General features: G+C 70.8%; 18 protein-coding genes, 1 other RNA gene and 2 pseudogenes. 18 read left to right on the forward strand and 3 right to left on the reverse strand.

Annotation, left to right across the window (positions count from 1 at the left end):
- Positions 1-89 precede the first annotated feature (89 nt).
- Both prfB and MTQ10_RS05415 read left to right on the forward strand, forming a co-directional pair.
- The gene (prfB, locus tag MTQ10_RS05410) at positions 90-1,196 is read left to right on the forward strand and encodes a peptide chain release factor 2 (RefSeq protein WP_247462806.1); all 1,107 of its coding nucleotides are present in this window, start codon (positions 90-92) and stop codon (positions 1,194-1,196) included.
- Between the two features lie 285 nt (positions 1,197-1,481).
- On the forward strand, positions 1,482-2,264 hold the full coding sequence (locus MTQ10_RS05415) for a hypothetical protein (protein ID WP_247462808.1): 783 nt from the start codon (positions 1,482-1,484) through the stop codon (positions 2,262-2,264).
- Positions 2,265-2,453: 189 nt separating this feature from the next.
- Here the strand turns inward: MTQ10_RS05415 and MTQ10_RS05420 are convergent, their stop codons facing one another.
- Positions 2,454-2,645, reverse strand: a complete 192-nt coding sequence (locus tag MTQ10_RS05420; RefSeq protein WP_247462851.1) for a hypothetical protein — start codon at positions 2,643-2,645, stop codon at positions 2,454-2,456.
- Between the two features lie 283 nt (positions 2,646-2,928).
- On the opposite strand from MTQ10_RS05420, the gene ftsE reads away from it, so the two are divergent.
- The 6 genes from ftsE (at position 2,929) to MTQ10_RS05450 (ending at position 7,907) form a co-directional block, all read left to right on the forward strand.
- Positions 2,929-3,618, forward strand: a complete 690-nt coding sequence (gene ftsE, locus MTQ10_RS05425; RefSeq protein WP_247462810.1) for a cell division ATP-binding protein FtsE — start codon at positions 2,929-2,931, stop codon at positions 3,616-3,618.
- A gap of 32 nt (positions 3,619-3,650) precedes the next feature.
- Positions 3,651-4,568, forward strand: coding sequence for a permease-like cell division protein FtsX (gene ftsX, locus MTQ10_RS05430; RefSeq protein ID WP_247462812.1), 918 nt, complete (start codon positions 3,651-3,653; stop codon positions 4,566-4,568).
- A gap of 68 nt (positions 4,569-4,636) precedes the next feature.
- The gene (locus MTQ10_RS05435) at positions 4,637-5,818 is read left to right on the forward strand and encodes a S41 family peptidase (protein ID WP_247462814.1); all 1,182 of its coding nucleotides are present in this window, start codon (positions 4,637-4,639) and stop codon (positions 5,816-5,818) included.
- Positions 5,819-5,863: 45 nt separating this feature from the next.
- A complete protein-coding gene (gene smpB / locus MTQ10_RS05440) occupies positions 5,864-6,343 on the forward strand; it encodes an SsrA-binding protein SmpB (protein ID WP_247462816.1) in 480 nt (159 codons plus the stop codon).
- A 157-nt stretch (positions 6,344-6,500) separates the two neighbouring features.
- Positions 6,501-6,869, forward strand: a transfer-messenger RNA (tmRNA) gene (gene ssrA, locus MTQ10_RS05445).
- Between the two features lie 111 nt (positions 6,870-6,980).
- Positions 6,981-7,907, forward strand: a complete 927-nt coding sequence (locus tag MTQ10_RS05450) for a DUF4232 domain-containing protein (protein ID WP_308404542.1) — start codon at positions 6,981-6,983, stop codon at positions 7,905-7,907.
- A gap of 122 nt (positions 7,908-8,029) precedes the next feature.
- Here MTQ10_RS05450 and MTQ10_RS05455 read toward each other — a convergent pair.
- Positions 8,030-8,237, reverse strand: a pseudogene (locus MTQ10_RS05455) (MFS transporter); the annotation flags it as partial.
- On the opposite strand from MTQ10_RS05455, the pseudogene MTQ10_RS05460 reads away from it, so the two are divergent.
- The 4 genes and pseudogenes from MTQ10_RS05460 to MTQ10_RS05475 all read left to right on the forward strand — a co-directional run.
- Positions 8,236-8,793, forward strand: a pseudogene (locus tag MTQ10_RS05460) (LysR substrate-binding domain-containing protein); the annotation flags it as partial. The pseudogenes MTQ10_RS05455 and MTQ10_RS05460 sit on opposite strands and share 2 nt — an antisense overlap.
- 220 nt (positions 8,794-9,013) lie before the next feature.
- Positions 9,014-10,171: a hypothetical protein gene (locus tag MTQ10_RS05465; RefSeq protein ID WP_247462818.1), complete on the forward strand. Its 1,158-nt coding sequence runs from the start codon at positions 9,014-9,016 to the stop codon at positions 10,169-10,171.
- On the forward strand, positions 10,171-12,342 hold the full coding sequence (locus MTQ10_RS05470; RefSeq protein WP_247462820.1) for a polysaccharide deacetylase family protein: 2,172 nt from the start codon (positions 10,171-10,173) through the stop codon (positions 12,340-12,342). The genes MTQ10_RS05465 and MTQ10_RS05470 overlap by 1 nt, the downstream gene beginning before the upstream one ends.
- Complete coding sequence (locus MTQ10_RS05475; RefSeq protein ID WP_247462822.1) at positions 12,342-13,832, forward strand: acyltransferase family protein; 1,491 nt, start codon at positions 12,342-12,344, stop codon at positions 13,830-13,832. The genes MTQ10_RS05470 and MTQ10_RS05475 overlap by 1 nt, the downstream gene beginning before the upstream one ends.
- Before the next feature lie 73 nt (positions 13,833-13,905).
- Here the strand turns inward: MTQ10_RS05475 and infA are convergent, their stop codons facing one another.
- Positions 13,906-14,130, reverse strand: coding sequence for a translation initiation factor IF-1 (gene infA / locus MTQ10_RS05480; protein WP_247462824.1), 225 nt, complete (start codon positions 14,128-14,130; stop codon positions 13,906-13,908).
- A 618-nt stretch (positions 14,131-14,748) separates the two neighbouring features.
- Between infA and MTQ10_RS05485 the strand changes: the two genes are divergently transcribed.
- The 6 genes from MTQ10_RS05485 (at position 14,749) to MTQ10_RS05510 (ending at position 21,044) form a co-directional block, all read left to right on the forward strand.
- Positions 14,749-15,588 (forward strand): hypothetical protein, encoded by an 840-nt coding sequence (locus tag MTQ10_RS05485; protein WP_247462825.1) that lies wholly within the window; start codon positions 14,749-14,751, stop codon positions 15,586-15,588.
- 156 nt (positions 15,589-15,744) lie between these two features.
- Entirely contained in the window at positions 15,745-17,127 is a 1,383-nt protein-coding gene (locus MTQ10_RS05490) for a nitrate/nitrite transporter (protein WP_247462827.1), read from the forward strand.
- A 106-nt stretch (positions 17,128-17,233) separates the two neighbouring features.
- Positions 17,234-18,388, forward strand: a complete 1,155-nt coding sequence (locus MTQ10_RS05495; RefSeq protein ID WP_247462829.1) for a uroporphyrinogen-III synthase — start codon at positions 17,234-17,236, stop codon at positions 18,386-18,388.
- Between the two features lie 334 nt (positions 18,389-18,722).
- Positions 18,723-19,349 (forward strand): CGNR zinc finger domain-containing protein, encoded by a 627-nt coding sequence (locus MTQ10_RS05500; RefSeq protein WP_247462831.1) that lies wholly within the window; start codon positions 18,723-18,725, stop codon positions 19,347-19,349.
- A 271-nt stretch (positions 19,350-19,620) separates the two neighbouring features.
- Complete coding sequence (locus MTQ10_RS05505) at positions 19,621-20,205, forward strand: sigma-70 family RNA polymerase sigma factor (RefSeq protein WP_030167252.1); 585 nt, start codon at positions 19,621-19,623, stop codon at positions 20,203-20,205.
- Positions 20,206-20,252: 47 nt separating this feature from the next.
- Positions 20,253-21,044 (forward strand): anti-sigma factor family protein, encoded by a 792-nt coding sequence (locus MTQ10_RS05510; protein WP_282611819.1) that lies wholly within the window; start codon positions 20,253-20,255, stop codon positions 21,042-21,044.
- Positions 21,045-21,101: the final 57 nt, after the last annotated feature.

Raw genomic sequence — 21,101 nt, forward strand, 5'->3', positions numbered from 1 at the left:
GGCCCCACGTCCCGGCCACGGCCACCCACGGGCTGCGCCTCGGCCCCCGTGCGGCCCCCGCCCCTTGGCGGAGCCGTTACGCTGGAGGCGTGGCAGTCGTCGATGTATCCGAAGAGCTCAAGTCCCTCTCCTCGACCATGGAGTCGATCGAGGCCGTTCTGGACCTCGACCAGCTGAGGGCAGACATCGCCGTGCTCGAGGAGCAGGCGGCAGCGCCGTCCCTCTGGGACAACCCGGACGAGGCGCAGAAGATCACCAGCAAGCTCTCCCACCTCCAGGCGGAGGTGAGGAAGGCCGAGGCCCTGCGCTCGCGGATCGACGATCTCGCCGTGCTGTTCGAGATGGCCGAGGAGGAGGACGACCCGGACACCCGCGCCGAGGCCGAGGCCGAGCTGGCCGCGGTGAAGAAGGCGCTGGACGAGATGGAGGTCCGCACCCTCCTCAGCGGCGAGTACGACTCGCGTGAGGCCCTCGTCAACATCCGCGCCGAGGCCGGTGGTGTCGACGCCGCCGACTTCGCGGAGAAGCTGCAACGCATGTATCTGCGCTGGGCCGAGCAGCGCGGCTACAAGACGGAGCTGATCGAGACGTCGTACGCGGAAGAGGCCGGCATCAAGTCGACCACGTTCGCCGTGCACGCCCCGTACGCCTACGGCACGCTCTCCGTCGAGCAGGGCACCCACCGGCTCGTCCGGATCTCCCCGTTCGACAACCAGGGCCGCCGCCAGACCTCCTTCGCGGGCGTCGAGGTCCTGCCCGTCGTCGAGCAGTCCGACCACGTCGACATCGACGAGAGCGATCTGCGCATCGACGTCTACCGGTCCTCCGGCCCCGGCGGTCAGGGCGTCAACACGACCGACTCCGCGGTGCGCATCACGCACATCCCGACCGGCATCGTCGTCTCCTGCCAGAACGAGCGTTCCCAGCTCCAGAACAAGGCCACGGCGATGAACGTCCTCCAGGCGAAGCTGCTGGAGCGGCGCCGGCAGGAGGAGCAGGCCAAGATGGACGCCCTCAAGGGCGACGGCGGCAACTCCTGGGGCAACCAGATGCGCTCGTACGTCCTGCACCCGTACCAGATGGTGAAGGACCTGCGCACCGAGTACGAGGTCGGCAACCCCGAGGCCGTGTTCAACGGTGAGATCGACGGGTTCCTGGAGGCCGGTATCCGCTGGCGCAAGCAGCAGGAGAAGTAAGTTTGTCGACAAGGCAACTGCCGCCTTCCGGGCGGCAGTTGCCTTTTATGTCTGAGTTCTACATCACACTCACAGCTTCCCGTTCCCCCTAAACAATCATGAAGGGGACATGGCAGTCAGATCGGCCTTGACGCTTCTTTGAAAAATCGGAAGGGTGCAGGTTGGCATGCGTTATGTCTGGGGCGCATGTGAACCGGGGGACGTGCACTTTCTTCTGCTGCCCTCCGTTGATCACGGCCCCGGCCGCGGCCTCATCGACGATCAGCTACTGGGGGTAGCAACCACATGACGAAGAAGACGCGCGTTCGCGTCGCGCGCATAGCGGCCGCCGCAGTGATCGCGGCCGGCGCCTCCCTGACCGCCGCGGGTGCGGCCTCCGCCCTCGAGATCAACATCGGCATCAACGCCGGCGACGAGACGGGCGGCGGCACCGAGGGCGGGACCGAGGGCACCACCGACGGCACCACGGGCGGCACCGAGGGTGCCAGCGTCGGCGTCTCCGAGGGCACCACCGGCGGTGACGACAGCACCGGCGGCACGACCGGTGACACCACCGGCGGCGACGACAGCACCGGCGGCACCACCGGTGACACCACCGGCGGCGACGACAGCACCGGCGGCACCACCGGCGGTGACCAGAGCACCGGCGGCACCACCGGCGGCGACCAGAGCACCGGCGGCACCACCGGCGGCGACCAGAGCACCGGCGGCACCACGGCCGGCGGCAGCACCGGCGGCTCGACCACCGGAGGCTCCGGCACCACCGGTGGCTCCGGCACCACCGGCGGCTCCGGCACCACCGGTGGCGGCAACGACAACACCACCCCCGACGGCGGCAACGACAACGCCGCTCAGGAGGCCGGTTCCTCCGCGCTGACCGACACCGGCTCCGCCACCTCCACCTCCGGCGGCTCCGCCGCGTCCGCGCAGGGCGGCAAGGAGCTGGCCGAGACCGGTGCCGGCCAGACCGCGTTCCTGCTGATCGGCGCCGCGACGATGATCGCGGGCGGCGTCGGCTTCCGCGTCCTGCCCCGCCTCGTCGGCGGCCGTGGTGGCGCCGCTGCCTGACGGTGACCGGCGGCACACACGCCGCCGCGACCCGCAGACATGACGAAGGGCCCGGAGCGATGTGCTCCGGGCCCTTCGCGCGGTCTGTGTCCGTCCGCCGTCGTGACCTTCGCCCGTCCCCGCCCGTACGACATCACCGGGCGGTACGGCCCGGCACACGGCCCGCGCGGGTCCTGTGAGGTCACACGGTCATACGGTCTGGTGCGCCAGCAGGGCCACCGCCGCCACCAGCACCGCCAGCAGTGCGATCAGCATCATCGGGTTCAGACCCCCGAGGAAGCCCTCCTGCTGCAACCGCTCGCGGTTCGCCCGGCACACCGGGCACCGGCCCTCGCTCACGGGCGCCGCGCAGTTAGCGCACACCAGCCGGTCGTACGTCATGCGCTCGCCCTCCATCCACCGGTGGTCCTGTTCCGACAACGCTCACGGCGACGCGAACGTTCCCCCTCCACTGTGCCAGGTTCCCCGGGCGCGTGCGCGGGGCCCCGGAAACGCGGCGGCGCACAGGCCCCGCGCCGGTCCCGGCCGACATGGGCCCCGGCAGCCCCACGGGTCCGTACAAAAACACACAACCCTTACGCAACCCCTACCGGTGCCTGCGCCGGTGCACCCGCTTCGCGTATGGTCACGCTCATCTACCTCCGGCGACCCGTGGTGTGCATCCGTGATCCGATTCGACAACGTCTCCAAGGTCTACCCCAAGCAGAGCCGCCCAGCCCTCCGGGATGTGTCCCTGGAGGTCGAGAAGGGCGAGTTCGTCTTCCTCGTGGGGTCCTCCGGCTCCGGAAAGTCCACCTTCCTGCGGCTGATCCTGCGCGAGGAGCGGGCCAGCCACGGCCAGGTGCACGTCCTGGGCAAGGACCTCGGCCGCGTCTCCAACTGGAAGGTGCCGCAGATCCGGCGCCAGCTGGGGACCGTCTTCCAGGACTTCCGCCTGCTGCCGAACAAGACGGTCGCCGAGAACGTCGCCTTCGCGCAGGAGGTCATCGGCAAGTCCCGCGGCGAGATCCGCAAGTCGGTGCCGCAGGTCCTCGACCTCGTCGGGCTCGGCGGCAAGGAGGACCGCATGCCGGGCGAGCTGTCCGGCGGTGAGCAGCAGCGCGTCGCCATCGCACGGGCCTTCGTCAACCGGCCCAAGCTGCTCATCTGCGACGAGCCCACCGGCAACCTCGACCCGCAGACCTCCGTCGGCATCATGAAACTGCTCGACCGGATCAACCGGACCGGCACCACCGTCGTGATGGCGACGCACGACCAGAACATCGTGGACCAGATGCGCAAACGCGTCATCGAGCTGGAGAAGGGCCGCCTCGTCCGCGACCAGGCCCGCGGCGTCTACGGCTACCAGCACTGACGATCCACGACGGAAAGGCATATCCCGACGCCATGCGCGCCCAGTTCGTTCTGTCGGAGATCGGAGTCGGTCTCCGCCGCAATCTCACGATGACGTTCGCCGTCATCGTCTCCGTGGCCCTGTCCCTCGCCCTGTTCGGCGGCTCGCTCCTGATGAGCGACCAGGTCAGCACGATGAAGGGCTACTGGTACGACAAGGTCAACGTCTCGGTCTTCCTCTGCAACAAGAGCGACGCCGAGTCCGACCCCAAGTGCGCCAAGGGCGCCGTGACCCAGGACCAGAAGAACCAGATCCTGGCCGACCTGAAGAAGATGACGGTCGTCGAGAGCGTCACGTACGAGTCGCAGGACGAGGCGTACAAGCACTACAAGGAGCAGTTCGGGGACTCCCCGCTGGCCGCCTCCCTCACCCCGGACCAGATGCAGGAGTCGTACCGCATCAAGCTGAAGGACCCGGAGAAATACCAGGTCATCGCCACCGCCTTCGACGGGCGGGACGGTGTGCAGTCGGTGCAGGACCAGAAGGGCATCCTGGACAACCTCTTCGGGCTGCTCAACGGCATGAACTGGGCGGCGCGCATGGTGATGGCGCTGATGCTCGTCGTCGCGCTGATGCTGATCGTCAACACCGTGCGGGTGTCCGCGTTCAGCCGCCGGCGTGAGACCGGGATCATGCGTCTGGTGGGCGCCTCGGGCTTCTACATCCAGGCGCCGTTCATCGCGGAGGCCGCGGTCGCCGGACTGATCGGCGGCACCGTCGCGTGCGGCTTCCTGGTGGTGGCGCGGTACTTCATCATCGACCACGGACTCGCCCTGTCCGAGAAGCTGAACCTGATCAACTTCATCGGCTGGGACGCCGTGCTGACGAAGCTTCCGCTGATCCTCGCCACGAGTCTGCTGATGCCCGCGCTGGCCGCGTTCTTCGCGTTGCGCAAGTACCTGAAGGTGTGACGCATGCCAACGGGGCCGCAGGGGGAAGACGCCCTGCGGCCCCGGACGGTTGTCCTAGACTCACCGCCATGTCAGGTCGTGACCTGTTCTGTCAGCCCCGCCGCACCGGCCGCGGGGCCGCCCTGACATTACTTTTCGCGAGCGTGCTCGTGGCCGGCGCCGCCACCGGCTCGCTGCCCGGCACCGGACGCGGCCAGGAGGCCCGCAGCACGCGGTCCGCGGCCCCCGCCACCAGCAGGCCCGAACAGGTCACCCGCGCCGCCGAGGAGGCCCTGGCCGACGGCAAGTCGCCCATGGAGGCCGCCGAACGCGCCGTGAGCCGCAGCGGCGACCGCTGGGGCGCCGTCTACTCCCGCGGTGAGTACGAGGAGTTCCAAGAAGCCCTCGACGGCCGCTACACCGGCGTCGGCCTGTGGGCGCGCCGAGAGCGCGACGGCCGTATCGAGGTCGCCAAGGTCGCCGAAGGGTCCCCCGCCGCCCGGGCCGGCATCCGCGCCGGCGACCGGCTGCGCAGGGTCGACGGGCACACGGTGGACGGCCGGCCCGTCACCGAGGTCCTCGCCCTGCTGCGCGGCGACGCCACCGACGCGCCCGCCGGTACGGCCGTCACCCTCGGCCTGGAACGCGGCACACGCGCGTGGAACCTCACCCTGCGCCGCGCCAGCCTCTCCACGCAGCCCGTCACCGTGCGCCGGGTCTCCGGCGAGGTGACCGTGATCCGCATCGCCTCCTTCGCCAAGGGCGTCGGCGAGACCGTCCGCGCCGCGGTGCGGCAGGCACCGGCCGGCGCCGGCGTCATCCTCGACCTGCGCGGCAACTCCGGCGGACTGGTCGCCGAGGCCGTCACCACCGCCTCCGCGTTCCTCGACGGAGGCCTGGTCGCCACCTATGACGTGGACGGCGAACAGCACGCCCTGCACGCCGACCCCGGCGGCGACACCACCAGACCGCTGGTCGCGGTCGTCGACGGCGGCACGATGAGCGCGGCCGAACTCCTCACCGGTGCCCTGAAGGACCGCGGGCGGGCGGTCGTCGTCGGCTCCCGCACCTTCGGCAAGGGCTCGGTGCAGATGCCGAGCCGGCTCCCCGACGGCTCCGTCGCCGAACTGACCGTCGGCCACTACCGCACCCCTTCCGGGCGCGATGTCGACGGCACCGGTGTGACACCGGACCTGGAGGCCGACGCGCACGCGCTGCAACGCGCGGAGACGATCCTCGACGGCCTGGGGGACGCCTCGCGGCACCCGTAATCCACTTTCCGCGCACCCCCCGCGCAGTGCGAAAATGACGGCACTATGGCTAAGGAAAAAGGGCGCAAGCTGATCGCGCAGAACAAGAAGGCGCGGCACGACTACCTCATCCTCGACACCTACGAGGCGGGGTTGGTCCTCACGGGCACCGAGGTGAAGTCCCTGCGCCAGGGGAGGGCCTCGCTGGTCGACGGCTTCGTCCAGATGGACGGGCACGAGGCATGGCTCTACAACGTGCACGTGCCCGAGTACAGCCAGGGCACCTGGACCAACCACAGCGCCCGCCGCAAGCGCAAGCTGCTGCTGCACCGCACGGAGATCGACAAGCTGGAGTCGAAGGCGCAGGAGACCGGGCACACGATCGTGCCGCTGTCCCTGTACTTCAAGGACGGCCGGGCCAAGGTCGAGATCGCGCTGGCGAAGGGCAAGAAGGAGTACGACAAGCGGCAGGCGCTGCGGGAGAAGCAGGACCGCCGCGAGGCGGAGCGGGCGATCTCGGCGGTGCGCCGCCGCCAGCGGGCCTGAGGGCCGGGCCCGTCGTCCGAGGGGCGCCGGCAGCGGGCGCGGGCCGCGGGCTCCACGTCCCGTCCCGGTCGCCGGGAATTCACTGGCATGCGACCGCGTTGGTCACGTACGATAGGGACCGTGCCCCGCGAGGGCACACGGATTGATAAATCAACATGGGGATGATCGGTTTCGACAGCGGCTGTCGAAGCAGGGGAAGCGTGTCGAGGAAGCGGCCATGATCTCGTAAACCACAGGCCGAAACAAATAATCGCCAACACCAAGCGCGATTCCTTCGCCCTCGCTGCCTGAGCAGCGACTCGCGAAGTGTCAGCCCGGGGCTGTTCCCGACCCGGATCCTGGCATCAGCTAGGGAACTAAACCTCGATCCCGGTCACGGGGTGAAGAGGGAAACCAAACAGTGACTGAGCCCGTTCCGGACTTGTCTGGGTGATCCGGAGGGCCGAGAAACTCGCACCAGACTGCACACGGAGAAGCCCTGGTTCCTCACCGTTGGACGCGGGTTCGATTCCCGCCATCTCCACTGACCCCTCACGGGGTACCCCATGTGGGCAAGGCCCCGTCGCGCGAGCGGCGGGGCCTTTGTCCTGCCCGCGCGGCCCGCTCCGGTTTCTGTGACACGCCTGTGACCGGAAGTGTGACCTCTGTCACGGCCGAGGTGATCATCTGCTGGTGGGGTGGCCGGATGCGGACCTTCCCCCTCGCCGCCCTCGCCGGCGCCGCCGTTCTGATCCTCACCGCCTGCGGCACCGAGACCTCCGCGGGGGGCTCCCGCGACGACCGGCAGTGCCCCGCCCCCGTCCCGGTGCCCTCGACAGCGCGCGGAGCGTCCGACGGCGGCGTGCGGATCATCTCCTACACCACCGCGAGGGCCGCGGGCGGCGGCTGCCCGGCCTCGCAGTCGCAGGTGATGTACGAGATCACCCCCACCGCCGACACGCCCATGACGTACACCATCACCTTCGGCCTCATGGGCGGCTCGGGGACGGTCTCCGACGTCCTGACGGAGACCGTGCCGGGTGTACGGCCCGGGGAGACGGTACGGCGCACCCTCCCCGTGGGCCGCACGCTGTCGGGTGTGCACCTCACCACCGTGCGCAGCGTCCCCACCGCCGAGGCCCCCTCCCAGAGCGGCCCCTGCCCGCGTTCCGGGGTGCGCGTCTACGCCGACCGGGGCGACGCCGCCATGGGCCTGCGCGTGGTCGGCCTGCACCTGTCGAACTGCGGCACCGGCGTCTACCGGATCAACGGCTACCCCGAAGTGCAGCTCTTCGACGAGGACCACGACCCCGTCACCGGGGTGCGCATCCTGCACGGCAGCCGGGAGATCTCCTTCAGCGGCGACGAACCCGGCCCCACCCCGCTCGTCCTGAAGCCCGGCGAGGCGGCCCTGGCCACGCTGACCTGGCGCAACACCACCGAGTTCGGAGACCCCGTCAACGCCCCCTACGTCCGCGTCCACGCCAAGCCCGGCGCCGACCCCGTGATGGTGACCCCGGAACTCGACCTCGGCACGACGGGCAAGCTCGCCGTCGGCGCCTGGCGCAGGCTCGACCGGTCCTGACCGCGGCGCCCCGCGAGCCGTCAGCCCGCCGACCGCACCGCCGGCGGCACGGCGGGACGGCGGGCCGCCACGGGGGAGAGCAGCAGCGCCGTCGTGGCCGCCGCCACCGGGATGCCGTGCCCGGACGTGGCGTAGCAGGCGAACAGGGTCCAGCCGGGGGCGCCGCAGCGCACGCACAGCAGCAGCGCCGGCCCGCCGGCCGCCGCGACCAGCGTCGCGGGCACGGTGACACGGGCCTGCTCGTACCGGTCGACCAGCCGCGCCACCCGCGGCGAGACCGGTCGCGGTGACGGCACCGGCCAGCGCGCACGACCCGCACGACCCGGCGATCGCCCGAAGCCTCGACGTCTCCTTCGGCCGGTACGCCGGACTGGACCGGGCGTTGCGCTCCGGCCTCGCCCACCAGCCCGTCCGCTACGAGCCCATGGCCGTCGTACTGCCCGAGGACCACCGGCCGGCCTCACGGAGGTGCCGCTCGCCGCGCTGAGGGACGAGACCGTATACGCGGGAGCCGGAAAGCCTTGCACCCCGGAATGGACCGATCTCGCCCATCACCTGTTCGAGGGACGCGGGATCGAGGTCGCCCCGCCCGCCCCCCTGGCCGTCGGCCCCGACGAGTTCCAGAGGATCATGGCGCAGACCCGCTGCCCCGTTCTCGCCGTGGTCGGTTTTCCGGCCATGCCCCGCACCGTCGTACGGCCGCTCGTCGAACCCGTGCCGCTCTCGCCCGTCTCGCTGGTGTGGAGAAAGGGGCTGGTGCACCGCGGACTGGGACGCCCCGCGCGACGCCGAGGCACACCTCGTGGCCGAGGAAGGGTGGCTCAGCTCACCCGTGGCGAGTTGGATTCCAGCCAGTGACAAAGCCACAATGATGTCTCACAAATGACACCGGGCAGGCGCGGGACCCCCTTGTGCGCTACATTCATGGCCTGAGCACGGTGTGCTAAAGGGGGCGCTCGGACCGGGTGGGGGCCCGGATTCGACGACAAAGTGCTCGGGGTCGGGTGCGCTTCCAGAACTGTCCCGTGGGGGGATGTACACGCGTGAACAAGTGGCGGGAAGACGCCCAACCGGAATGGCCCGAGGTCGCGTCCGCGACCCGGAGCATGCCGGAAGCGGGGCGCAACACACAGGCGTTCCCGGACACCGGGCGATACGAGCCGTATGACGGAACCGGGCCCACCGGACCCGCCGGCCAGGGAGGCTCCGCCGGGTACTACGACTCCGGCGCGCCCGGCATCCCCGGACAGCCGCGGTCCGAGTTCATGTCCCGGGCGGCCCAGGCACGACTGCGCGGCGGCGGCCTCGGCGACGCGGACGCCACGTCCGTGCTGCCGCAGACCTGCCCGGCCGACGCCACGGCCGTACTGCCGGCCACCGGCCCGGCCGACGCCACCCAGGTCCTCTCCTCGTCCCGCCCGGCGCCCGCCGTGCGCGACCCGTGGGCGGAGACCGGCGCCGGCGCGTCCGGTGACCCCGCGGCCGACACCGGGGCCACCCACGACCCGCACGAGGTGACGGTCCAGCTCGACGCCGTCCACTTCGGGCCGAACGGACTACAGCCCGTCGGCGCCTCGGCGGCCGGTGCCTCCGAGGGCTCCGACGGCCCCGTCTTCGTCGACGAGTCGGGCCGCCGCAGCCGCACCTTCCGCCGCCTCGGCATCTTCATCGGGCTGGCGTGCGCGGTGTACGCCGTCGTCATCATCGTCACCCTGGTGTCCGGCAACTCCAGCGCCCCATGGCTGCCGGTGCCGGACCAGGAGAAGGACGAGCCCGCCGGGCAGGTGGACACCACGCCCCTGCCCAGCACCTCCGCCGAGTCCCCGCAGCCGTCCGGCACGGGAGCCTCCGTCGGCCCGAGCGATCTGCCCACCACCAGCGGCCTGCCCAGCACCTCCGGTGCGGCCGTCCCGCCCGGCAGCAGCGCGCAGCCCGGCACCTCGTCCGCCCCGCAGTCCTCGTCGAGCACCTCGGCCAAGCCGACCAACGGCACCGGCACCGGGACCGGCACGGGCACCGGGACCGGCACGGGCACCGGGACCGGCACGGGCACCGGCACCGGTACCGGGGGCGGCACCCAGCCCGACCCGTCGACGACGCCGGTCGAGACGCCCACGCAACCGACCATGCCCCCGGGCGACACCCAGCCGGGCTCGTCCCCGTCCGTCGCGGGCGGAGACAACGGACCCGTGGCCGACGGCGCCGCGGACCCCGTGGTCGTCGCCTCAAGTCCCACGCCTTCGCCCACGGAGAACATCGTCTGATGGCATCCCGCTCACGCCGCCGCACCACACGCAAGACCTCCCGGCGGCGGTGGCTGCCCCTGCGCTACCTGCTGCCGGTCCTCGTCCTCGTCGCCATGCTCGCCATGCTCATGCTGCGCGGCTATGTGCACAGCGAGATCCTCGCCGACTTCCGCGTCCGGCCCGGTACCGAGAACACCAAGGTCCCCGAGCAGATACTCGAAGGCGGCCCGGTCATAGACACCCGGGGCAAGGAACCCACGACTCTGCGCGTGCCGGACCACCGGCTGGTCCTCACCTTCGACGACGGCCCCGACCCGACGTGGACCCCGAAGGTGCTCGACGTGCTGAAGAAGCACAACGCCCACGCGGTCTTCTTCGTCACCGGCACCATGGCCTCCCGCTACCCCGACCTCGTGCACCGCATGGTAGAGGAAGGCCACGAGGTCGGCCTGCACACCTTCAACCACCCCGATCTGTCGTACCAGTCGAAGAAGCGCATCGACTGGGAGCTGTCGCAGAACCAGCTCGCCCTCGCCGGCGCGGCCGGCGTGCGCACCTCCCTGTTCCGGCCGCCGTACTCGTCGATGTCCGCCAACATGGACAACGCGTCCTGGCCGGTCACCGAGTACATCGGCAGCCGCGGCTACCTCACCGTCGTCAACGACACCGACAGTGAGGACTGGAAGAAGCCCGGCGTCAAGGCGATCATCGACCGCGCCACCCCGAAGCACGGCAAGGGCGCGATCGTCCTCATGCACGACTCCGGCGGCGACCGCCACCAGACCGTGCAGGCGCTCAACCGGTTCCTGCCGGAACTGCAGGCCAAGGGCTACAAGTTCCTCAACCTGACCGAGGCCCTCGACGCGCCCAGCGCCCACACCAAGGTCACCGGCCTGGAACTGTGGAAGGGCAAGGCCTGGGTCTTCCTCGTCGAGGCCTCCGACAACATCACCGCAGTCCTCGTCGTCGGTCTCGCCGCGATCGGCTTCCTCGTCTTCGCCCGCTTCGGCCTGATGCTGCTGCTGTCCGGCTGGCACGCCCGCAAGACACGCCGCAAGAACTTCCGCTGGGGCCCCAGGCCGGTCACCGAACCCGTCACGGTGCTCGTCCCCGCGTACAACGAGGCCAAGTGCATCGAGAACACCGTCCGTTCCCTGATGCTCAGCGAGCACCCCATCGAGGTGCTGGTCATCGACGACGGCTCCAGCGACGGCACCGCCCGCATCGTCGAGGCGATGAACCTGCCGAACGTCCGCGTCATCCGGCAGCTCAACGCGGGCAAGCCGGCCGCCCTCAACCGCGGCCTCGCCAACGCCAGCCACGACATCATCGTGATGATGGACGGCGACACCGTCTTCGAACCGTCCACCGTCCGTGAACTCGTGCAGCCCTTCGCCGACCCGCGCGTCGGCGCCGTCGCCGGCAACGCCAAGGTCGGCAACAAGGACACGCTCATCGGTGCCTGGCAGCACATCGAGTACGTGATGGGCTTCAACCTCGACCGTCGTATGTACGACGTGCTTCAGTGCATGCCGACCATCCCCGGCGCCGTCGGCGCGTTCCGCCGCACCGCCCTGGAGCGGGTCGGCGGCATGAGCGACGACACCCTCGCCGAGGACACCGACATCACCATGGCGCTGCACCGCGACGGCTGGCGCGTCGTGTACGCGGAGAACGCCCGCGCCTGGACCGAGGCACCCGAGTCCGTGCAGCAGCTGTGGTCCCAGCGCTACCGCTGGTCGTACGGCACCATGCAGGCCATCTGGAAGCACCGCCGGGCCCTGATCGAGCGCGGCCCCTCCGGCCGTTTCGGCCGCGTCGGCCTGCCGCTGGTCTCCCTGTTCATGGTGCTCGCGCCGCTGCTGGCACCGCTGATCGACATCTTCCTCATCTACGGCCTGCTGTTCGGCCCGACCGGGAAGACCGTCATGGCCTGGTTCGGCGTCCTCGCCATCCAGGCGGTCTGCGCGGCCTACGCCTTCATCCTCGACAAGGAGAAGCTCACCCCGCTGCTGTCGCTGCCGCTGCAACAGATCCTGTACCGCCAGATCATGTACGTCGTGCTGCTTCAGTCCTGGATCACCGCGCTCACCGGCGGCCGACTGCGCTGGCAGAAGCTCCGCCGTACCGGCGGCGTGCAATCGCCGCCGAACGAGCCCGCGCAGCGCGCCATGGGGAGTGCCGTCTGATGGACAGCCGCAGCGACGCGTCCGCGTCGTACCCGTTCCCGCCCACGCCGCGACGCGCGCAGCAGCCGTACGGCAACCCCCCGCGCGGCGAGACGCCCTACGGGAACACCCCTGGCCGGGCAGAGTCTCCGTACGGGAACGCTCAGGGAGGGCCCGGGGCGCCCTACGGGAACGCCCCCGGTCCGGCCGAGGCCCCGTACGGGGGCGCCCCGGTCGCCGCCCCGCCCGTCTGGGACGACACGCCGTACGCGACCACACCCGGCAACGCCCCGGCCACCTCCGTCGACACCGTCGACACCCCGGCGGACACCCCCGCCGGCACGGGCGACGCGCCCGCGGCGGGCGACAAGCCGCAACGCAAGCCCGGCCGCGACCGCTACTTCGACCTGCTGCGCGCCGTCGCCCTGTTCCGCGTGGTCTTCTACCACCTCACCGGCTGGGCCTGGCTGCCCATCGTGTTCCCGTCGATGGGCGTCATGTTCGCCCTCGCCGGCAACCTGATGGCCCGCTCCCTCAAGCGCCCCGCCGTCCAGGTCATCCGCGGCCGTATGCGCCGCCTGCTGCCGCCGCTGTGGCTGCTCGGTGCGATCGGCGTGACCGGCATGCTCCTCCAGGGCTGGGGGCCCGACGCCGACGGCCACCCCGGCTGGTGGTGGCTGCACCTCACCTTCTGGATCGTCCCGCTCAGCGACCCGCCGTTCGCCGAGGGCCTGTCCGGCATCCACGGCGTCATCGGCGCCGACTGGGCGGAGGAACTGGCCGGACCCCTGTGGTACATCCGCGCCTACCTCTGGTACGTGCTGCTGTCGCCGCTGATCCTCAAGGGCCTGCGCCGGCTGCCATGGCTGACGATCTTCGCGCCCATCGCCCTCTCGGCGGCCTTCCAGTTCGACTACCTCGAACTCCCCGGTGAGCGGATCCCCTCCGCCCTGACCGACTTCAGCACCTTCGGCGCCTGCTGGATCCTCGGCATGGCCCACCAGCAGGGAGTGCTCAAGCGCATCCCGCGCTATGTCGTCCCGTCGATCGCCCCCGCCATCGGCGTCGTCGGTCTGTGGTACGCGTTCACGCACGACTTCCGGGCCGGCAACGACCTCGACTCCATCCCGTTCGCGCAGGCCCTCTGGTCCATCGCCACGGTGATGCTGCTGCTGCACGTCAGCCCGTCCTGGTCGCAGTGGCCGCGTCCGCTGCGTCCGCTGGACCGCATCGTGACGCTGCTCAACTCCCGTGCCGTCACGATCTATCTGTGGCACAACGTCTGCATCCTCACCGCGGCCACCATGTGGGACCGGATGTGGCGGGTCGACTGGTTCGCCATGCACACTCCGTGGCTGCTGAGGAGTCTCTGGCCGGTGCTGGTGATCACCTGGATCCTCATCGCCAGCTGCATCGTCTGGTTCGGCTGGGCCGAGGACCTGGCCGCCAAGCGCAAGCCGCAGCTGTGGCCGGACGGCTCGAACAAGCCCCGCAAGGCCAGGCACAGCTGACCTCGCACGACGGCGCCTCCGCCCCCGGACGACCCGGGGACGGAGGCGCCGTCATGTACGCCGTCAGCGGCGCTCAGTTGCGGTAGCGGTAGAGGATACGGCCGCGCGTCAGGTCGTACGGGCTCAACTCGACGAGGACACGGTCGTACGGGAGGATCCGGATGCGATGCTTGCGGATCTTGCCGCTGATGTGGGCGAGCACATGATGCCCGTTGTTCAGCTCCACCTTGAAGGTGGCGTCACGCAGGCATTCGAGGACCGTGCCCTCGATCTCCAGGCCGTTCGCTGTGCGTGCCAAGGTTCTCCATCTCTCGGTCGATCGATGTACGGCGGTGCGGGCGCGGCCGGCCGGCGCACCGACTCGGGCCACCTGCCCACGGAACGAGCCCCGACACCTACGACGAGAGTGACGCCGGCACGGGCAAGGCCGCCCGCCGGGGCGGCGCGCGTGTTCCCGGTGTGCAGGGCTGTCCGCCTTTCAGAAGTGCCCTTGCGGGCGGGCGCTCCCGACGACACCCGGGTCAGTCGCACACCGTGACGAAAAGAGGGAGCCCCCACTTCGCTGCTGCGTTCACGGGTCTCACCCCCTCGGGTACGGTCACGGTCCACACGCAGCGTACCGATGCGGGCGCACCCCTGGCGAACGGTTTTCCCGCCGGTGCGCTCGACCTGGGACGAGCTTCGCCCAGCCCCCGGACCTTGCCGCACCCCTGCTTCCCTTGTGGTTCTGAGTGGCCGTCGGGCCGGTGCCGGGGGTTGCGGCTGACGGGCTGTGGGCGGCGGATCGTGATGTCGGTGACAGTCTTCGCGGTGGAAAAGGGGCCGTGCCGGGTGGGGGCGTGGGGAAGACTGGTGGGGTGCTTGGCGCTTGGAGCGCCGTACGTACCGTTTCTGCCGACAAGGAGCACCTCTCCCGATGACATACCCACCGGCCCAGCCACCGCAGGACGGACAGGGACCAGGTCCCGGTCACGGGTACGGCGGGCCGCAGCAGCCCCCGCAGCAGCCGCCGTATCCGGGGCCGTACGGATCGCCGTCGCCCACGCCGCCCGTCGGGCAGCCCGGGCCCAATCCGTACGGGCAGCCGCCGATACCCGGGCCTCAGCAGCCGTACGGCGGTCAGGCGCCGTATCCGCAGCCGCAGTTCGGGCCGCCGCAGGGGCAGCCGCCGTACGGTGCGCCCGGCGGATATCCGCCGCCGCCTCCCGGTGCCGGCGGGAACAAGGGCAAGCGGCTCGCGCTGATCATCGGCGGTGCCGTCGTCGCCGTCGCGGTCATCGCCGGCGGGGTGTTCCTGCTGACCGACGACAGCGGGAGCAAGAAGCCGGTCGCCGCGAGCAGCACGTCCGCCGCGCCGACCGTGTCGGACAGCCCGACCGCCGAGCCGACGGACACGCCGACCGACGACGTCACGGACGAGCCGTCCGACGAACCGACCGACGACCCCGGGCCCGCGCCCGCCACCGGCTTCAAAGGGCAGTGGCAGAGCACCGAGGGCAAGACCCTCACCATCGGGGAGAAGTTCACCTCGGGGCAGTACAAGGGCTACTACAACTGCAACTGGATCGCCTCCGGTGACGGCATCCTCATCGGCATCGGTCAGGACCGCAGCGACGGATCGTTCCGGATCGCGCTCGCCCCCATCGGCAGCGACGACGCCAGCAAGGGCAAGGGCGCCAACATCGTCCGCGTCGGCGACTCCGTGAAGATCACCTGGGACAAGGGCGGAACGGACACCCTCGACTGGGTCGGCTGAAACCGCACCTCTCACCCCGGCCCGTGGCGGGGTGAGAGCATCGTTCCCTTCCGGTCACCGACAGCCACAGTCATGAAACGCGCCCTCCCTACCGTCGGGACTCAGCCACTCCCAGGCACAGAGCACCGCCGAGCCCCGTCGCACCGTGGAGGCGTCATGACAGCCACTGGTACTGCCCCCGCACCCCCGAGCAGGGGCGGTCGCTGGATCCGGCACTGGGATCCGGAGGACGAGACGTTCTGGAAGGAGACGGGAGAGAAGATCGCCCGGCGCAATCTTCTCTTCTCCGTCCTCTCCGAGCACATCGGCTTCTCCGTCTGGACCCTGTGGTCCGTGCTCGTCCTCTTCATGGGACCGGAGTACGGGCTCACCCCCGCGGACAAGTTCCTGCTGACGTCGATGGTGACGCTGGTCGGCGCGGTCGTCCGCATCCCCTACACCTTCGCCGTGGCGATCTTCGGCGGGCGGAACTGGACGATCATCTCGGCGGCGCTGCTGCTCGTGCCGTCCGTCGCCGCGTTCATGGTGATGGAACCCGGCACGTCCTTCAGCACGTTCCTCCTCGTCGGCCTCCTCGCCGGCGTCGGCGGCGGCAACTTCGCCTCCTCCATGACCAACATCAACGCCTTCTTCCCGCTGCGGAAGAAGGGCTGGGCGCTCGGCCTCAACGCGGGAGGCGGCAACATCGGCGTGCCCGTCATCCAGCTGGCCGCCCTCGCCATCATCGGCGCCGGCGGCGGGCCGCGCGTGCTGCTCGGCATCTACATCCCGCTGATCGTCGTCGCCGCCGTCCTCGCCGCGCTGTACATGGACAACCTGGAGAACGTCCGCAACGACACCGGCGCCGCCAAGGACGCCGCCCGCGACGGCCACACCTGGATCATGTCGTTCCTGTACATCGGCACGTTCGGGTCGTTCATCGGCTACTCCTTCGCCTTCGGCCAGGTCCTCACCAACCAGTTCGGCCGTACGCCGTTGCAGGCCGCGTACGTCACCTTCATCGGCCCGCTGCTCGGCTCCCTGATCCGGCCCGTCGGCGGCTGGCTCGCCGACCGCTACGGCGGCGCCCGCATCACCCTCTACAACTTCGTCGCGATGGGCGCCGCCACCGCCGTACTGATCGCCGCGTCGATGCGGAAGTCGCTGGTGCTGTTCACCGTCGCCTTCGTGGTGCTCTTCGTCCTCACCGGGCTCGGCAACGGCTCCACGTACAAGATGATCCCCGGCATCTTCCAGGCCAAGGCACAGGCCGAGGGCCTGGCCGGTGAGGCCGCCGCGTCCTACGGGCGGCGGCTGTCCGGCGCCTCCATGGGCCTCATCGGGGCCGTCGGCGCGCTCGGCGGCGTCGGCATCAACATGGCCTTCCGGCAGTCCTTCCTGTCCAACGGCTCCGGCACCGGCGCCTTCGTCGCCTTCCTCGCCTACTACGCCGTCTGCTTCGCCGTCACCTGGGCCGTATACCTTCGACGGAGCGCCGCCCGCTCGCAGGCCACTGCCACAGCAGAGGCGAAGCCGCAGCTCAGCTATGCCGAGGTGTGACGTAACACCGGCGACATCAAGCCGAACCGAGCCTGTCACAAGCCGTTGACAGGCTCGGTCGGCATGGAAGGCACGTAGTGCACGAACTCGACGCGGGACGAGAGTGATGTACGACGAACAGCAGCAGCCACCGGACCACGGGCCCCTCGCCGGGTTCACCGTGGGCGTGACGGCCGCCCGGCGCGCCGACGAGCTGGGCGCACTGCTCCAGCGGCGCGGCGCCTCGGTCCTGCACGCTCCCGCCCTGCGCATCGTGCCGCTGTCCGACGACGGCGAGCTGCTGGCCGCGACGAAGCAGCTGATCGACCACGCGCCCGATGTGGTCGTCGCGACCACCGCCATCGGGTTCCGCGGCTGGGTCGAGGCCGCCGAGGGGTGGGGGCTGGGCGATCTGCTGCTGGAGCGGCTGCGTGCCGTGGAGCTGCTGGCCCGTGGACCCAAGGTGAAGGGCGCGGTACGGGCCGCCGGGCTCACCGAGGACTGGTCGCCGTCCAGCGAGTCCATGGCCGAGGTGCTCGACCGGCTCCTGGAGGAAGGCGTCGACGGCCGCCGTATCGCCGTACAGCTGCACGGGGAACCGCTGCCCGGGTTCGTGGAGGCGCTGCGGGAGGGCGGGGCCGAGGTGGTGGGCGTGCCGGTGTACCGGTGGATGCCGCCCGAGGACATCTCCCCGCTCGACCGGCTGCTGGACGCGACGGTGTCCCGCGGGGTGGACGCGGTGACCTTCACCAGCGCGCCGGCCGCGGTGTCCCTGCTGAACCGGGCCGAGGAGCGGGGGCTGCTCGGCGATCTGCTCGGCGCCTTTCAGCACGGTGTGCTGCCGGTGTGCGTCGGGCCGGTCACGGCGGTGCCGTTGCAGGCGCGCGGGGTGGACACCGTGCAGCCGGAGCGGTTCCGGCTCGGGCCGCTCGTGCAACTGCTGTGCCAGGAGCTGCCGGCGCGGGCACGGGCGCTGCCCGTCGCCGGGCACCGGGTGGAGATCCGGGGGCACGCCGTGCTCGTCGACGGGGCGTTGCGGCCGGTGCCGCCGGCGGGGATGGCGCTGCTGAGGGCGCTGGCGCGGCGGCCCGGGTGGGTCGTCGGACGGGCCGACCTGCTGCGGGCGCTGCCGGGGGCGGGGCGGGACGAGCACGCCGTGGAGACGGCGATGGCCCGGCTGCGGACGGCGCTGGGGGCGCCGAAGCTGATCCAGACGGTGGTGAAGCGGGGGTATCGGCTGGCGCTCGATCCTGCGGCCGACGCGAAGTATGCCGACGGGTAGTCGATTCGGGACCTGCGCAGTTCCCCGCGCCCCTTCTTTGTCACCGGCGTGCCGGTGATGCCCTTTGTGCGCAGTTCCCCGCGCCCCCTTGGGTGCCTGGGGTTTCGGTGTTCCCCGCGGGCCGGTGGGGGCCGGGCGCACAGTTCCCCGCGCCCCTGTGCGTGCCTGCGGCATCGCCTTTCGCCTGCGGGTCGGGTGCCGGATGCCGGACGCGGTGTCGGAGGGTCCCGGTGGTGGGAGGGGTTCACGGCGTGGCCGGGGGCGGGCACTGTAGAGGGGCGGCCTTCTCGGCGGCCCCCGAAGCCCCTGGTAACCCCTAGGTGGTGACAGGCACATGGCACTGGGTACGGGCTCGCGCCCGGGTACGACCATCACCCCGCACGACCTGCGGTTCGACGCCGGACGGATCTGTCTGGATCTCCTCGCGACGACCCACCCGGAGGAACGCCTCGGTTCGGTCGACGTGCTCCGCGCCTGGATCGTCGGTTCCGGTCTGGTCCCGCCCGGCACCCCGCTGGCGCACGCCGACCCGTCCTGGGTGCGGGAGTTCCGTGAACTGCGCGACCTCATCGGCCAGTTGGTCGGCGCTTGGCTGCTGCCGGCCCCGCCGGGCGGCCCCGTACCGCCGTACGACCACGTCCTCCTGCGCGTCAACGACCTCGCCCGTCCGGCGCCGCCGGCTCCCCGTGCGGTACGTCGTCAGGACGGCGACCTCGTGCGGGAGTTGGCCGCTCCTCCCGCCTGCGGCGCGCTCCTCGCCGCCGTCGCGCGTGACGCCGTGGAGCTGTTCACCGATCCCGCCGCGAGGGCGTGCCTGCGGCAGTGCGCGGGGGACAACTGCCCGATCGTGTACCTGGACACGTCCCGCGGCCGGCGGCGGCGCTGGTGCAGCAGCGAGGTGTGCGGGAACCGCGAGCGCGTGGCCCGTCACCGGCGTCGCGCCGCCGTCGCGAGAGCCTGAGAGGCGGCGGAAGCGTCGGCGGACGCACCTCGACACGCCCGTAGAGGACGTGATTTCCGTTACACCGGGTTTACCTACGGTCCCGTAGGGACAAAGCCTGGACGTTTTCCATGCGTGGGGGAAATGTAAAGAACGTGGGGCGGACATGTGCGGGCATGTCTCACTCGTCACGTCACCCAGCAGAAATATGTCAGCTCACTTTGAACATCCGGCACCTCCTCTCCGTACCCGTGATCGAGCGACCGACTGGGGGAACCCCCGGACACCGGAGGTGGGCGTGCGCAAGGATGCGGCCGTGGCCAATGAACGTGGATCGAGGGCCCGACATCGCATGTCCTCACAGCCCTCGGAACCTGACGAGGAGCTGATGCGTGCGCTGTATCGAGAGCACGCCGGACCCCTGCTGGCGTATGTCCTGCGCCTGGTCGCCGGAGACCGGCAGCGCGCCGAGGACGTCGTGCAGGAGACGCTCATCCGTGCCTGGAAGAACGCCGGTCAGCTCAATCGAGCGACCGGATCGGTACGCCCCTGGCTGGTGACGGTCGCGCGCCGCATCGTCATCGACGGCCACCGCAGCCGGCAGGCCCGGCCGCAGGAGGTCGATCCGTCGCCGCTGGAGGTCATCCCCGCGGAGGACGAGATCGACAAGGCGCTGTGGCTGATGACGCTGTCGGACGCGCTCGACGACCTGACCCCGGCGCACCGGGAGGTCCTCGTCGAGACCTATTTCAAGGGGCGTACCGTCAACGAGGCGGCCGAGACGCTGGGCATCCCCAGTGGCACCGTCCGTTCCCGGGTTTTCTATGCCCTGCGGTCGATGAAGCTGGCACTGGAGGAGCGGGGGGTGACGGCGTGATGAGCGGGTACGGGGGTATGCAGGGGTACGGGCCACGTGGTCCGGGTATGTCTGGCCCCATGGGTCCCATGAGTTCCGGGCAGGGAGCGTCCGTGCCGAACGAGCACGAAACCGTAGGCGCGTACGCCCTCGGGATTCTCGACGACGCCGAAGCAACCGCTTTCGAGGCGCATCTGGCGGGCTGCGAGTGGTGCGCACAGCAGCTCGACGAACTGGCGGGGATGGAGCCGATGCTCGCCGCCCTCGCGGACCTGCCGGGCTCCGGCGGCACACCCGCGATCGGTGAGTCGCTGTCGGCCCGGCCCAGCCCGCGGCTGGCGGAGAAGCTCGTCGACGAGGTCGCCGAGCGCCGGGCGCGCAAGCGGCGCCGCAGCTTCTACCTGGTCGCCGCCGCCGCGGCGCTGATCATCGGCGGCCCGCTGGTCGCGGTGGCCACCTCCGGCGGGGACTCGGGCAGCACGGTGACGGCCGACGCCGGCACCGCCAAGGCGCTGTTCTCCGAGATGCCCGAGAAGGTCACCGGCACGGACCCGAGCAGCCAGGTCACGGCGACGGTCGGCATGACGAAGAAGGACTGGGGCACCCAGGCCGTCCTGGAGCTGAAGGGCGTCAAGGGGCCGCTGAAGTGCTCCCTGATCGCGGTCGGCACCAACGGCGAGCGCGAGACCCTGTCCTCCTGGTCCGTCCCGAACTGGGGCTACGGCATCCCCGACGCCGAGCGGGAGGAGGCCAGGAAGCCGCTCTACATCGGCGGAGGCGCGGCCTTCCAGCCGAACGAGATCGACCACTTCGAGGTCATGACCTTCGACGGCAAGAAGCTCGTGGAGGTCGACGCGTAGCCTCCGGTGGCCCCCTTCGCGTACGGTTGACGGCTGCCCAGCACGTCAGAAGGGGGC

This window comes from Streptomyces sp. XM83C, assembly GCF_023072675.1.
GTDB classification, from domain to species: domain Bacteria; phylum Actinomycetota; class Actinomycetes; order Streptomycetales; family Streptomycetaceae; genus Streptomyces; species Streptomyces thermocoprophilus.

Coding starts and splice junctions, on each gene's coding strand:
- MTQ10_RS05415 (WP_247462808.1), top strand. CDS start 1,482: ATGACGAAGAAGACGCGCGTTCGCGTCGCGCGCATAGCGGCCGCCGCA.
- MTQ10_RS05420 (WP_247462851.1), bottom strand. CDS start 2,645: ATGACGTACGACCGGCTGGTGTGCGCTAACTGCGCGGCGCCCGTGAGC.
- ftsX (WP_247462812.1), top strand. CDS start 3,651: ATGCGCGCCCAGTTCGTTCTGTCGGAGATCGGAGTCGGTCTCCGCCGC.
- MTQ10_RS05435 (WP_247462814.1), top strand. CDS start 4,637: ATGTCAGGTCGTGACCTGTTCTGTCAGCCCCGCCGCACCGGCCGCGGG.
- smpB (WP_247462816.1), top strand. CDS start 5,864: ATGGCTAAGGAAAAAGGGCGCAAGCTGATCGCGCAGAACAAGAAGGCG.
- MTQ10_RS05465 (WP_247462818.1), top strand. CDS start 9,014: ATGCCGGAAGCGGGGCGCAACACACAGGCGTTCCCGGACACCGGGCGA.
- MTQ10_RS05470 (WP_247462820.1), top strand. CDS start 10,171: ATGGCATCCCGCTCACGCCGCCGCACCACACGCAAGACCTCCCGGCGG.
- MTQ10_RS05475 (WP_247462822.1), top strand. CDS start 12,342: ATGGACAGCCGCAGCGACGCGTCCGCGTCGTACCCGTTCCCGCCCACG.
- MTQ10_RS05485 (WP_247462825.1), top strand. CDS start 14,749: ATGACATACCCACCGGCCCAGCCACCGCAGGACGGACAGGGACCAGGT.
- MTQ10_RS05490 (WP_247462827.1), top strand. CDS start 15,745: ATGACAGCCACTGGTACTGCCCCCGCACCCCCGAGCAGGGGCGGTCGC.
- MTQ10_RS05495 (WP_247462829.1), top strand. CDS start 17,234: ATGTACGACGAACAGCAGCAGCCACCGGACCACGGGCCCCTCGCCGGG.
- MTQ10_RS05500 (WP_247462831.1), top strand. CDS start 18,723: ATGGCACTGGGTACGGGCTCGCGCCCGGGTACGACCATCACCCCGCAC.
- MTQ10_RS05510 (WP_282611819.1), top strand. CDS start 20,253: ATGTCTGGCCCCATGGGTCCCATGAGTTCCGGGCAGGGAGCGTCCGTG.